Source organism: Curtobacterium sp. ME-Dv--P-122a (assembly GCF_030209645.1).
Taxonomy (GTDB): domain Bacteria; phylum Actinomycetota; class Actinomycetes; order Actinomycetales; family Microbacteriaceae; genus Curtobacterium; species Curtobacterium flaccumfaciens.
This window is the reverse complement of sequence record NZ_JARVRO010000011.1, coordinates 1-12,987: the sequence shown is the minus strand read 5'-3', so window position 1 is coordinate 12,987 and position 12,987 is coordinate 1. Positions and strand designations below refer to the sequence as shown.

Below are 12,987 nucleotides of genomic sequence, written 5' to 3'. Positions count from 1 at the left end.
CGAGCGGACGCTCAGCCGACGCGTTCGATCGCGGCGGCGAGCCGGGTGGTCGAGCGGCCCGGGTGGAACGGCACGGTGACGACGCGGCCTCCCCACTCGGCGAGGGTCGCCGTCTCGGGCAGTTCGCTCGCGGTGTAGTCGCCGCCCTTCGCCCAGACGTCCGGACGGAAGCGGCGCAGGGCCTCGTCGGGGGTGGACTCGTCGAACACCACGACGGCGTCGACGCAGTCGAGCGCCAGGAGCAGCTCGACCCGGTCGTCCTGGGTCACGATCGGCCGGTCGGGGCCCTTCAGAGCACGCACCGACGAGTCCGAGTTCAGGCAGACGACCAGGCAGTCGCCGAGAGCGCGGGCGGCCGACAGGGTGCGGGCGTGCCCGGCGTGCAGCAGGTCGAAGCAGCCTCCGGTCGCGACGACGGTGCCGCCGGCGCTCCGGACGTCGTGCACCACGCGCATGGCGTCCCGGTCGGCCCCGGGCACGGCGAGCGGCGCGGGGCCGTCGTCGGCGAAGAGCGCGGTGACGCCGCCGGCGGCCAGGTACTCGGACGCGGCGACCACGCCGGCGGAGACGGCCTCGGGGACGTCCGCGCCGGACGCCAGTGCGACGGCGACACCCGCGGCGAGCCGGTCGCCGGCACCGCAGGGGTCCCCGGCGCTGACGGACGGAGCCGGCACGAAGCGGCTGTCGCCCTGGGCGTCGGCGAGCAGCGCACCGCGGTCACCCATCGTCACGGCGACGGCGCCGGCCTGCCACTGCTCGACGAGCCGGGCGGCGGCGACGGTCGCGAAGGGCACGCCGTGTCCCTCGACGTCCGTGAAGCGCCGCGCCTCGGCAGCGTTCGGGGTGGCGACGGTGGTGCCGGGGACAGGGGCAGCGCCCTTGGGGTGCGGGTCCCAGACCACCGGCAGGCGCTCGGCCGCACGGGTGAGGGCGTCACGGAGTGCCGGGGCAGCGGCGACCCCGCGGCCGTAGTCGGCGACGACGATCGCGTCGACGCCCTCGAGCGCGGCGGTCATCGCGTCGGTGGCACCGGGCACGGGCGGGGTCGCGCAGCCCTCGTCGATCCGGACGAGGGCGTGGTCGACGACGCGCACGCGGGTCTTCACGGGGGTCGGGACTCCGGATGGTCCGGCGACGATCGTGACCTCGGGGAGCAGGTCGCGGATCTCCTGGGCACGGCCGTCGTCGCTCAGGACGGTCACCAGGGTGACGTCGTGGCCGTCGCGGGCGAGCATCGTCGCGACGAGTCCGGCACCACCGGCACGGCGGTCGTCGGTGGCGACGTCCACCACGGGGACGGGGGCGTCCGGGCTCAAGCGCTCGCTCGTGCCGGACACGTCGACGTCGAGCAGGGTGTCGCCGACGACGGCGATGCGGAAGCGCGGAGCGACGGCACGGCCACCGGCAGCACCGGAACGCGGAGCGACGGCAGCGGGCCCGCTCATCGACGGCCCCCGCGACGCAGCGTCGGCTCCATCGCCTTGCAGAGCGCGTGCACCAGGACGAGCTGCGCCTCCTGCACGTTGGCGGACGGCCCCTCGATGCAGATCGCGTCGTCGACCAGGTCGGCGAGCGGGTTCGGTCCGGACCCGGTCAGCGCGAGGGAGCGGGCACCCACGGCACGTGCGGCCTCGGCGGCACGCAGCAGGTTCGGGCTCTTGCCGCTCGTCGACAGCAGCACGAGGACGTCGCCGGCCCGGGCGTGCGCCGACACCTGCCGCGCGAACACCTGGTCGTAGCCGTAGTCGTTCCCGATGGCGGTCACGGCAGAGGTCTCGGCGTGCAGCGAGATGGCCGAGTACGCCGGTCGGTCGCCCTCGAAGCGGCCGGTGAGCTCGGACGTCAGGTGCTGCGCCTCGGCAGCGGAGCCGCCGTTGCCCGCGGCGAGCAGCCGACGCCCGGCGACGAGCCGCCCGGCGATGTCGTCCGCCCACTCGGCGATGTGGTCCTTGTGGTCGACGAGGGAGGCGATCACGGGGACCGACGCCGCGACGTGGTCGACGACGACGCGGGCGCTGTCGGTGACGGCGCGGTCCTCGAGCCCGGTCTGCTGGTCGATGGTCATCGTGCGGTCCTCTCCGTCGGATGCGCGGCGCGGGTGACCCGGCCGGCGTGGGTGGTGCGCGAGCGGCCGGCGGCGGGCCCGGTGGTGCTGGCGGACGACGTCGCGCCGGTGAGCAGGCGCTCGTAGACGCGCTCGCTGTCGGCGGCGACCTTCTGCCAGGTGTAGCGGGACTCGGCGCGCTGTCGACCGGCTCGGCCGTACGCCTCGCGGCGCTCCGGGTCGTCGAGCAGTGCGCCGACGGCCTCGGCGACCGCGGTCTCGTCGCGCGGCGGCACGTGCAGGCCCGTGGCGTCCTCGACGACGGTGTCGATGAGTCCGCCGACGCTCGACGCGACCACCGGGCGACCGCAGGCCATCGCCTCGAGCGGCACGATGCCGAACGGCTCGTACCAGGGGGCGCAGACGACGACGTCGGCGCTGCGGTAGACGGCGGGCATGTCGTGCTGTCCGAGCTGCCCGCGGAACGTCACGTGGTCGCGCACGCCGAGCGACCGGGCGAGTGCGTCGAGACGCTGGTACTCGGGGTCGTCCACCAGGTCGGCACCGGCGACACCGGCACCGCCCACGACGACGAGCTCGACGTCACGGCCCTGTTCGACGAGCGCGGCGAGAGCGGCGATGGTCGTCCCGACGCCCTTCCGCTGCACGAGCCGTGACGCGGTGAGCACCCGGAGCGGACGGTCGCGCTGTTCGACGGGGCCGTCCGGATGGAAGAGCGACACGTCGACCCCGCACGGCACCACGGAGATGCGGTGCAGCGGGACACCGAGGGCCTTGAGCTCGAACGCCTCGTCCGAGCACGTCGCGACGACCTGGTCGACGCTCCGGCCCACGGCGGGTTCGACCCACTCGCGCTCGGCCGGGCTGGTGTCCGCGGCACCCTGGTGCCGGCGCTTGACGACACCCAGGGCGTGGAAGGTCTGCACGACCGGGATCCGCACCCCGCCGGTCCGGGCCTGCACCTGCGTCACCGCGTCGAGGGCGGCGTGGCCGGACATCCAGAAGTGCGCGTGCACCACGTCGGGGCGGTCGAGGAACCACTCGGCGGCGAGCACCGACGCGAACGTCCCCATGAACGGGAACAGCTCGTCCTTCGGCACGGCACGCGCGGGACCGGCGTCGACGTGCACGACGTCCACACCGGGGCGCAGGGGCACGCGGACCGGCTGCGACGCGTCGTCGCGCCGCGTGTAGACGGTCACGTGGTGGCCGCGGTCGGCCAGCGCACCGGACAGTTCGGCGACGTGGACGTTCTGCCCACCGGCGTCGACCCCGCCGAGCACGGCGAGCGGACTCGCGTGCTCGGACACCATGGCGATCTTCATCGCAGGCTCCCTTCGAGCGCGGCTCCCGCCGCACGGTTCCGTCGCGCACCGCGCGCGACGGCGTCGTCGAGCAGGTCGTCCCAGTCGGCCAGGAACCGACCGAGCGCGTGCCGTGCGAGCACGGCCTCACGCGCCACGAGCCCCCGTCGACGCGCCTCGTCCGGGTCCTCCAGCAGCAGCCTGGAGGCCCGCACCAGCTCCTCGACGTCGGTCGCGATCGCCCCGGCCTCACCCGGGACCGTGCGGGCCGCGTCCGTCGTCGCGAGCACCAGGACCGGCATGGCCATGTGCATCGACTCGATGAGCGACAGGCCGAGCGAGGTCCAGCGGTTCGGGTGCACGTAGGCCCGCCGTTCGGCCAGCGCCGCGTGCATGGGGTCGGCCTTGACATCGCCCTGCGCGACCACGCGGTCGCCGAAGCCGAGCTCCGGCAGTCGTTCGGTGCCGATGCCCCAGACGTCGACGGGGGCGACCTCGGCGAAGCGGGGGAGCAGGTCGGTGCCGACGACACGGTTGCGCCGGACGGGTTCGTTGATCACGACGCCGAGGCGCTCGAGCGCACCCGTGTACAGCGGGCCGGGGTCGACGACGCCGTGCTCGACGACGGTGGTCCGGGTGGTGCCGCAGTCCCACATCAGGGCGTTCCAGTGCGTCACGTGCGCGATCGTCAGGTCGTCGCGGTCGCGCATGGGGTGCAGGCTGTTCGGCACGTCGACCCGCGGGGCGTTGTGCTCCACGAAGACGATCGGGACGTCACGGCCACCGAGCAGACGACGGGCTTCCTCGAGCTCCTCGGTGCGCTGCAGGACGACCCCGTCGACCTCGGCCTCGGCGATGTCGGCCGGGTCGATCTCGATGGCGGAGTCCGGCCAGGCGCGCCCGCCGCGGCCGAGTCCCCAGGCGTCGCGCGCCGGGGTGGTCGGGATGAGGTACTCGTGCTGGCCGCGGACGAAGGCGTCCATCCAGCCGCCGTGCACGTGCCACACGAGGATCCGCATGCAGGGCCTTCCGGTCGGTGTCGATGGGGCTGCTCCCCACCGCTGCCGGAGCAGCGGGAGAAGGAGCAGGAGAAGCAGTGGCGCACGCTACGCAGCGCCTTCTGGGCCGCCCCGCAGACTTCTCGGATCAGTCCGCGAAACGCGGTCGAGGAGCCGTTCGTGGGCCTCCAGGACGTCCGCGATGCGCACTCCGGACAGGCACGGGTGGCCGGGGACCGGGCACTCGCGAGCGCGGCTGAGCCGGCACGGTGCGGCCTGGTCGCCGAGCAGTTCGACGAGCGGGGCGTACGGCGCCCACTTCGCGGCGGGGACGACCGGCGAGAACAGACTCACGATGGGCGCCCCGACGGCCGCGGCGAGGTGGGCCGGACCGGTGTTCCCGACGACGACGACCTCGGCGCCGGCGAGGACGGCCGCGAGTTCGGCGGGGCTGGTGCGGCCGCCGAGGTCGATGCCGGTGTCCCCCGCCACGGCGGCGGTCAGCGCGCGTTCGCCGGGGGAGCCGGTGACGACGACGGGGACGCCGCGCTCGGCGTAGGCGGCGACGAGCGCACGGTGGTGGGACTCCGGCCACGACCGTGCCGGGACGCTGGCTCCGGGGTGGACGACCACGTAGCGGTCGAGCCCGGCCACGGGCGGGGGCAGGACGGCGTCGTGGCGCACCGCGAGCCTCCCGTCGTCGTCCGGCGGCAGCCGGAACCCGGCCGCCTCGGCGATCCGCAGCGCGCGCTCGGGCTCGGGGAGGTCCTCGGGCAGGTCCTCGCCGGGGCGCAGCCGCACGTCGAGCAGCGACCCGGGGTGGTCGACCGAGGCCCCGGAGACCCGGGGGACCCCGGCCAGGCGCAGGAGCAGCGCGAGGGGCAGGGGCGACTGGTGGAAGGACGTCAGGACGACGGCCTCGTCGGGCTGTTCCTCGGCGACCAGCGCGCGGAACTCGGCGAGCAGGGCGTCGTCGATCGGGCGTGCGGTCTCGGTGACCCACGGTGCCGCCCACACCCGCACCCGGTCGATGCCGGGCAGCAGGTCGGCGGCCGGCGCCCCCTGCGGTCCGCACAGCATCGTCACGTGCGCGGCACCGGCGGCGACCGCGCGCACCGCGGGTCCGGCGACCAGGACGTCGCCGAACGAGTCGAGCCGGGCGACGAGGACGCGCCGACCGGCGCTCACGCCTGGTCCGCCACGCTGCCGACGTGCTCGAGCACCAGGGTGACGGCCTCGTCCAGGTCCGCGGCGACGGTGTCGGCCTCGTCGATCTCCTGACGGCGGGTGCGCGGGGTGGGCACGAGGATCCCCTGCGCGCCGGCGTTCCGGGCGGCCTGCACGTCGGCGCCGATGTCACCGACGACGACGATCGACTCCGGCGGGATGCCGAGCCGCTCGGCGGCGTCGAGGACCATCCCGGGCCGGGGCTTCCGGCAGGCGCAGTCGTCACCGGCGTCGTGCGGGCAGACGCACCACACGTCGAACGGGCCGACGAGCTCGTCGACCCGGGCGTTGGTGGCGTCGACCTGTTCGCGCGTGGCCATGCCCTTCGCGATCACCGACTGGTTCGTGACGACGCCGAGCTGCAACCCGGCGGCACGCGCCCGGTCGACGGCGCGGCGGGCACCGGGGACGGGGACGACCAGGTGCGGGTCGGCGTTGTACGGGACGTCCACCACGAGGGTGTCGTCGCGGTCGAGGAGCAGGCCGCGGATGACGCGGTCCGGTGCGAGGGACATGCTCCGTGACTACCGGTCGACGGCCGGGGACCGCCCCAGGAAGAGCCGCGGAGCGCGGGGCCCGGCAGGACCGTCAGCGTGTCCGGTCTACCGTCGCGGCGGTGACCGCCCTCGAGAACCTGCCCGACCCCGACGGACGCCCGGAACTGCTCGTCCTCCGTGCCATCAAGCTCGGCGACCTGCTCGTCGCCGTCCCCGCACTGCACGCGCTCCGCCGCGCGTTCCCCGACCACCGCATCACCCTGGCCACCACGGCGTGGTTGGCGCCGGTCGTCGAACTCGTGCCGGCGGTGGACGTCCACCTGGCCCAGCACGGTCTCGACCACCCGATCGCGGTGCCGCACGGTGCCGTCGACGTCGCCGTCAACCTGCACGGCGCCGGCCCGGAGTCCTCGGACCTCGTCGCCGCGCTCGCCCCGCGCCGGGTCATCGGGCACGCCGACCCGACCCACGACTACGAGGGCCCGGAGTGGCCGGACGACGTGCACGAGCGCGACCGCTGGGCGGACCTGCTGACGTGGCACGGCATCCAGGCGGACGCCACCGAGGTGCACATCGACCGCCCCGCCGAGCCGCCGGTGGTCGCCGACGCGGCCGTCGTGCACGTGGGTGCCTTCCACGGTGCGCGGCACTGGCCGACGGACCGCTTCGCCGACGTGGTGCGCGGGCTCCGGGCGCGCGGTGCCGACGTGGTCCTGACGGGAGGCTCGGACGACGTCGTGCGCGCCCGTACCGTCGCCGACGCGGCCGGCCTGGCGCCGGAGGCGGTCCTGGCCGGCACCCTGGACCTGCAGGCCTTCGCCGCGGTGATCGCCGCGGCGCGGCTCGTCGTCACGGTCGACACCGGCGCTGCGCACCTGGCGACCGCGTACGGGGTGCCGTCGGTCGTGCTGTTCGGCCCGGCCCCGCCCGAGGCGTGGGGCCCGCCGTCGACCGGTCCGCACATCGTGCTCACCGACGCCTCGGTCCGCCGCGGCGACGTCTTCGCCGAGGACCCGGACCCGGCGATCCTGGCCGTGACCGCGGACGACGTGCTCGGCGCGGTGGACCGGCTCCGGGTGACCGCTCAGGCGGCCGGGCGGTAGCGTCGACCGAGAGCCACCCGGACCTGCCGGATGCTCGGAGGGAGTCCTTCGTGTTCGAAGCCGCGAACATCCGTGACTGGATCGGTCTGCCGGTCGTCGACGAGGCCGACGACAAGGTCGGCACGCTCGAGAGCATCTACTACGACACCGCCACGTCCGAGCCGGCGTTCGGTGCCCTGACCACCGGCATGGTCGGGTTCCAGAAGCTCGTCTTCGTCCCGCTGTTCGGCGCCACCGTCGCCCCGAAGAACCTGCGTGTGACGTTCCCGAAGAAGCTCGTCAAGGACGCCCCGTCGATCTCGACCGATGGCGAACTCGACGCCGCGACCGAGCCCGAGCTGTTCCAGCACTACGGGCTGGAGTACCGCACCGGCAGCGGTGGCGAACGCCGACTCGGACGCCGCTGAGCCCGTCCCACCCCACCCGACCGACCCCACCCGACCGACCGATCCGCCGCACCCGCCCGGAGGCCGCAACTGCTCCGCACCGCCCGTACGACGCTGCTCGCCGCCCTGGCGGCGGTCGCCGTCGTCGGGCTGGTGGTGGCCGGGGTCGCGGCACCGGGGCCGGTGGAACCCGCGTCGGCCGCGCCGATGTGGCCCGTCCCGCAGCCCTACCCGGTGCCGGACGACCCCACCGAATCGCTCGCCGACCTCCCGCCCGGCAGCGAGTACGTCGCCCTCGGTGACTCGTACTCCGCCGGCTACGGCCTCGGCGACCGGACCCGGCTGCCCACGAGCGCGTGCGTGCAGTCGGCCCGTGACTACCCGCACCGGCTCGCGGCGCGGTTCGGCCTCGACCTGACCGACGTCACGTGCGCGGGCGCCACCAGCGAGGACGTCACGACCGGACACCAGTTCACGGGCGTCCCACCCCAGATCGAGTCGCTGTCGTCGCGCACCCGGCTCGTGACCCTGACGATCGGCGGCAACGACGCGGACCTGTTCGGCACCGCCGCGTCGTGCCTGGCGATCTCGGCCGACGGCCCGGTGTTCTCCGGACGCGACGCGCCGTCGTGCGAGAGCACGCTCGTGCAGGACGGTGAGGACCAGCTCAGCGTGAAGATCCAGTCGCGGGTCGCGCTCGGGATCGCCGACACCCTCGCAGCGGTGCAACGGGCCGCACCGAACGCCGTCGTCGTGTTCCTCGGGTACCCGGCGATCTTCCCGGACGCCGAGCACACCCCGGCGAAGGGCTGCTTCCGCTCGGCGCTCGACCTCGGCACGCTCGCGGGGTCGTTCCCCTCGGACACCTTCCCGTTCACCGACGACGACGTGGCGTACCTGCACGGTGTGCAGGAGGAGCTCGACGCCGTGTCCGCATCCGCCGCCGACGCCGCCGGGGTGCGGTTCGTCGACGTCCTCGAACGCACCGAGGCCCACTCGGCCTGCGCCCCGGCGGACGAGCGCTACGTCGCCGGTGTCAGCCTGACCGGCTCGAGCGACCTGCGACGCATCGACCTGAAGGCCGGCGCCCTGCACCCGAACGGCCGCGGTGTCGCGTACCTCACCGACCAGATGGCCGACGCGATCCGGGAACTCGCCGGCTGACCCGTCCGGACCCCGCGCTGTCCGTGTGGGCCGCCGGAGGGACGACGCAGACCGGTGCCGCCGTCTCACGGACGACGTCGTGGAGCAGTGCGCCGGACAGCACCCGCACGTGCCCCCGTCCGAGCACCACGAGCGACGCCCGCCGGGTGCGCGATGCGATGGCGTGCCCCGGGTGTCCCTCCACGAGCAGCGGCCGGATCCGCACCGCCGGGAACCGCGCGGTCAGGTCCTCGGCGACCCGCTGCAGCAGTTCGGCGTTCCGGGCACGCCACCGCAGCGGGTCCTCGGCGAAGTCTGTGAGCCCGGTCCGGGTCAGCACGGGCATCTCCCACGCCCGGAGCAGCGTCAGTCGTCGGTGCAGCCGGACGGCCTCGGCGACGGCGATCGAGACGGCCCGTTCGTCGATGGGTTCCTCGACGGCCAGCACCACGTCGCCGTCGATCGGGTGCGGGCCCTCGGGGACGATCACGGTCGGCACGGCCGCACGGACCGCCACGCGCGCCGGGTCGCCGCCGGCCGTCGAACCGCGTCGGCTCCGGAAGGTCCCGATCACCAGGAGGTCGCCGCCGTCCGACTCCTCGACCAGGGCGGTGGCGAACGGCCCCGCGTGCCGGTGCACCTCGACGGTCACTCCGGGCAGAGCGGCGCGCGCGGCCTCGGCCAGGCGGTCGGCGACCGGTCCGGGACCCTCGATCGCCGGGTCGGCTCCGATGATCCGGATCCGCTCGATCCCGCTGTCCGCGCGGGCGGCGATCCACCGCAGCGCCTCGTCGTGCGGCATCGCGGCGTCCGCGGCCAGCGTCACCGTCGTCCATCGTTCGTCCATCCCGATCGGCCTCCTCCATCGCAGGTCCTCCGGGGGCGTCACACGGCGCTCCGTGCGCCACACGGTACTCCCGGCGCGGACGTGGGGAACCGGCGGTGGAACCGAGCACGTCGGGTGGTGCGCGGCGCGTGTGTGGTGATCCGGGCCTCCCGGCCGGGTCTGCGTAGTCTCGAGGCGTGGTCGTGAGCGCCGGACTGTTGCTGCACCGGACCGGTCCGTCCGGGCCCGAGGTCTTCCTCGCGCACATGGGCGGGCCGTTCTGGCGGAACCGGCCGCGTGCCTGGTCGATCCCGAAGGGGCTGGTCGAGGCGGGCGAGGAGCCGCTCGGCACCGCGCTGCGCGAGTTCGCCGAGGAGATCGGCGTGCCCGCCCCGGTGACCGCCGCCGACCTGATCGACCTGGGGGAGTTCCGGCAGGCGTCGGGCAAGCGGGTGCGGGTGTTCGCGGCACGGGCGTCGGGGTTCTCGGTCGACACCGTGCGGAGCAACACCGTGCGGCTCGAGCTGCCGCGCGGGTCGGGGCGGTTCGTGGAGGTGCCCGAGGTGGACGACGCACGGTGGGTCGGCCTCGACGAGGCGCGGGAGCTGGTGGTGGCCGGGCAGGTCGCGGCGCTCGACGCCCTCGTGGCGATGGGTCGCGGTGCTGGCGGTTCCTGACGCGCCGCTCGTGTTCGTCGAGGGGTCACGAACTGTCGTCCGGCGGCCCTCCAGCCGACACTTCTCGGTCACTCGGCGACCGGCACGCGGCAGGTCGTGACCACTCGGCGAGACCTTCTCGGCTGTTTCGGACACCGGACACGAGCCGCGCCCGCTGGATAGTCTGAGGGGGTGTCGGGTTCTCCGGCGCCACAGCAGGGGAGCACACATGCGGCGCTGGCGCGCGATTACGGCAGGGCTGACGGCCCTCGGACTCGGAGCAGGACTCGCGATCGGCGGCGCGACCAGTGCGTCGGCGGAGCCGGTCGGCAACTGGGGGACCTTCACCCTCAGCGGAGCGAGCCGGGCCTACACCGGCACGATGACGCTCGCCGGGTTCCCCGAGACGACCTTCACGTCGGACTCCCGGCAGTCGACCATCGTCAGCGGGGCATCGACCTGGCAGTCGGCGTCGACCCCGTCGGGCGCGGTCTACGGGACGAGTCGCGGCCAGACCTACATGAACCAGCGGCCGAACGTCGACTCGCCCACGACCGGCGCCTCGACGACCACCTACACGTTCGCCGAGCCGACGCCGGGTGCCCAGAGCTGGTCGTTCGTGCTCGGCGACGTCGACGCGGACCGGGCGACCATCTCGGCCACGGTCTCCGGGGGTGGCGCCGCGACCGCGGAGCAGCTCGGCTACGTGAGCTCCTACAACTCGTGCTCGGCCGCCGTCGCCGGAGGGCCGTCGTGCACCGCCGACCCCGACGGCACGACCGGGCAGGACCGGCCCACCTGGGACCCGGCCACCCGGACCCTGACGGGCAACACCGGCGCGGTCGACACCGCCGGTGCGACGGCCTGGTTCACGCCGACCGTGTCGCTCACCAGCCTGACGATCACCTACCAGCAGCGCAGCGGGTTCCCGGTGTACCAGACCTGGTTCGCCAACCGCACCGCCGCGATCACCGGCACCGCGACCCTCGACGGAGCGCCGATCCCCGGGGCGCTCGTCCGCGTCACCGCTCCGCGCGGCACCGTCTACACGACGACGACCAACCCCGACGGCACCTACTCGTTCCCGCAGCTGCCGGTCATCGCGAACTACCGCGTCGAGATCACCCCGCCGGACGGCGCCGAGGGCCCGGACCAGCCCACGACGGTCTCCCTCGCCCAGGCAGGCTCACCGGGCGGCGTGGACCAGCAGGCCGACTTCGCGTTCACGTCGCCGGAGGACACCGTGTCGGTCATCGGCACCGTGGTCGACGAGGACGGCCGACCGGTCTCGAACCTCGAGGTCGTCATCACCGACCCGGACTCCGGGGACGTCCTCGTCGACACCACGACGAACAGCGACGGCGTCTACACCGGCTCGGACCTGCCGGCGGACACCGAGCTCGACGTGTCCGTCGCCGACGAGCCGCCCGTGACCATCACGACCGGCGACGTCGACGCGGCACCGGCAGTCCCCGACGAGATCGACGCCCCGGCCGCCGTCGTTGCGACGGTCGCGGGTGTGGTCTCGCTCGACGGTGCACCCGTGCCCGCCGGCGCAGTGGTCGAGCTCGTCGACGGCACCGGCGCCGTGGTCGCATCGACGGTGACCGATGCCGACGGTCGCTACGTCTTCGCCACCGCGGCGGGCACGTACACCGTCCGGACCGAACGACCGGAGCCGGGGGCGACCGGGGCGACCTCGAACACCGGTGTGACGGCCGTCGCCGGCGAGCGTGCTGCGTCCGACCTGCCGTTCGCCTCCGCCGCCGCAGCCGCCGAGGTCACGACCGACCAACCGGGCACGGTCGTCGACACGAACGGCGAACCCGTTCCGGACGTCGAGGTCGTCGCGACTCCGACGGACACACAGTCCGGCGATCCCGTGTCGGTCGTCACGGACGACGACGGTGCGTTCGACCTGACCGGCTTGGAGCCCACGACCGAGTACGTCGTCTCGGTCGACGTCGAGGGGGCCGAGACGGCGACCGTCGTCACCCCGGAGTCCGGGGCTGCGACGCCGCTGGCGTTCGTGGTGCGGGCTGCGGCAGGTCCGGCGCCGGCTCCCGCTCCGTCGCCGTCGCCGAGTGGCTCTCCTTCGGCGGATCCGACCGGCCCCGCTGCCGGCTCGGGCTCTGGCTCCGCACCGGTCTCGGGCCAGGGCGACGCGGGGGACGGTGGACCGTTGGCGTACACGGGGGCAGACCTCGGTCCGGGGCTCATCGCCGCCGGGGTGCTCGTGCTGCTCGGTGCGGCGCTGCTGACCTACCGCGCGGTGCGCAACCGCCGCCGCACGGACCACTTGCAGGACTGACCGCCCGGCGGGCGCGGTCGCGGCGGCCGCGGTCGCGGTCGCACAACACGCCGCCCGCGTCCGCCGAGGGGTCACGAACCGTCGCCCGCCGACCCGTCAGACGACAGTTCGTGCGACCTCGATGCCGCGCCAACGGCATGTCGTGACCACTCGGTGCCAGGCCTTCCGCCTCCGCCGCGGTCGTACAACACGCCGCCCGCCTCCACCGCGGTCGCAGAACAGGCCGCCCGCGCCCGCCGAGGGGTCAGAAACCGTCGCCCGCCGGATCCGCAGACGACAGTTCGTGCGACCCCGACGACCCACCAACGGCATGTCGTGACCACTCGGCGCCAGGCCGCCCGCCTCCACCGCGGTCGCACAACACGCCGCCCGCGTCCGCCGAGGGGTCACGAACCGTCGCCCGCCGAGCCGTCAGACGACAGTTCGTGCGACCCCGACGCCACGCCAACGGCATGTCGTGACCACTCGGCG

General features: G+C 74.5%; 12 protein-coding genes. 5 read left to right on the top strand and 7 right to left on the bottom strand.

Annotated features, from left to right (window positions below):
• Window positions 1–11 precede the first annotated feature (11 nt).
• From QRN49_RS11620 to QRN49_RS11595, 6 genes are all read right to left on the bottom strand, one after another.
• On the bottom strand, window positions 12–1,445 hold the full coding sequence (locus QRN49_RS11620; RefSeq protein ID WP_284755944.1) for a PfkB family carbohydrate kinase: 1,434 nt from the start codon (window positions 1,443–1,445) through the stop codon (window positions 12–14).
• Window positions 1,442–2,065, bottom strand: coding sequence for a D-sedoheptulose-7-phosphate isomerase (locus QRN49_RS11615; protein WP_111022892.1), 624 nt, complete (start codon window positions 2,063–2,065; stop codon window positions 1,442–1,444). The genes QRN49_RS11620 and QRN49_RS11615 overlap by 4 nt, the downstream gene beginning before the upstream one ends.
• Window positions 2,062–3,390 carry a glycosyltransferase gene (locus QRN49_RS11610; RefSeq protein ID WP_284755941.1) on the bottom strand — a complete coding sequence of 443 codons (1,329 nt, stop codon included), beginning with the start codon at window positions 3,388–3,390 and terminating at the stop codon, window positions 2,062–2,064. The genes QRN49_RS11615 and QRN49_RS11610 overlap by 4 nt, the downstream gene beginning before the upstream one ends.
• The gene (locus QRN49_RS11605) at window positions 3,387–4,388 is read right to left on the bottom strand and encodes a glycosyltransferase (RefSeq protein WP_284755938.1); all 1,002 of its coding nucleotides are present in this window, start codon (window positions 4,386–4,388) and stop codon (window positions 3,387–3,389) included. The genes QRN49_RS11610 and QRN49_RS11605 overlap by 4 nt, the downstream gene beginning before the upstream one ends.
• 87 nt (window positions 4,389–4,475) lie before the next feature.
• Complete coding sequence (locus QRN49_RS11600; protein WP_111022895.1) at window positions 4,476–5,555, bottom strand: glycosyltransferase family 9 protein; 1,080 nt, start codon at window positions 5,553–5,555, stop codon at window positions 4,476–4,478.
• The gene (locus QRN49_RS11595) at window positions 5,552–6,109 is read right to left on the bottom strand and encodes a D-glycero-alpha-D-manno-heptose-1,7-bisphosphate 7-phosphatase (RefSeq protein ID WP_284755935.1); all 558 of its coding nucleotides are present in this window, start codon (window positions 6,107–6,109) and stop codon (window positions 5,552–5,554) included. Before QRN49_RS11595 ends, QRN49_RS11600 begins: the two co-directional genes overlap by 4 nt.
• 101 nt (window positions 6,110–6,210) lie before the next feature.
• Here QRN49_RS11595 and QRN49_RS11590 point away from each other — a divergent pair, with 101 nt between their 5' ends.
• The 3 genes from QRN49_RS11590 (at window position 6,211) to QRN49_RS11580 (ending at window position 8,744) form a co-directional block, all read left to right on the top strand.
• Window positions 6,211–7,194, top strand: coding sequence for a glycosyltransferase family 9 protein (locus tag QRN49_RS11590; protein WP_284755933.1), 984 nt, complete (start codon window positions 6,211–6,213; stop codon window positions 7,192–7,194).
• A gap of 50 nt (window positions 7,195–7,244) precedes the next feature.
• Window positions 7,245–7,601 carry a PRC-barrel domain-containing protein gene (locus QRN49_RS11585; protein WP_284755932.1) on the top strand — a complete coding sequence of 119 codons (357 nt, stop codon included), beginning with the start codon at window positions 7,245–7,247 and terminating at the stop codon, window positions 7,599–7,601.
• Between the two features lie 162 nt (window positions 7,602–7,763).
• Window positions 7,764–8,744: an SGNH/GDSL hydrolase family protein gene (locus QRN49_RS11580; protein WP_139196714.1), complete on the top strand. Its 981-nt coding sequence runs from the start codon at window positions 7,764–7,766 to the stop codon at window positions 8,742–8,744.
• On the opposite strand, the gene QRN49_RS11575 is transcribed toward QRN49_RS11580, so the two are convergent.
• Window positions 8,701–9,570: a universal stress protein gene (locus QRN49_RS11575; protein ID WP_284755928.1), complete on the bottom strand. Its 870-nt coding sequence runs from the start codon at window positions 9,568–9,570 to the stop codon at window positions 8,701–8,703. The two genes, QRN49_RS11580 and QRN49_RS11575, sit on opposite strands and share 44 nt — an antisense overlap.
• A 182-nt stretch (window positions 9,571–9,752) precedes the next feature.
• Between QRN49_RS11575 and QRN49_RS11570 the strand changes: the two genes are divergently transcribed.
• Both QRN49_RS11570 and QRN49_RS11565 read left to right on the top strand, forming a co-directional pair.
• Complete coding sequence (locus QRN49_RS11570) at window positions 9,753–10,226, top strand: NUDIX hydrolase (protein ID WP_350309134.1); 474 nt, start codon at window positions 9,753–9,755, stop codon at window positions 10,224–10,226.
• 208 nt (window positions 10,227–10,434) lie between these two features.
• The gene (locus QRN49_RS11565) at window positions 10,435–12,516 is read left to right on the top strand and encodes an MSCRAMM family protein (RefSeq protein WP_284755924.1); all 2,082 of its coding nucleotides are present in this window, start codon (window positions 10,435–10,437) and stop codon (window positions 12,514–12,516) included.
• Window positions 12,517–12,987 lie beyond the last annotated feature (471 nt).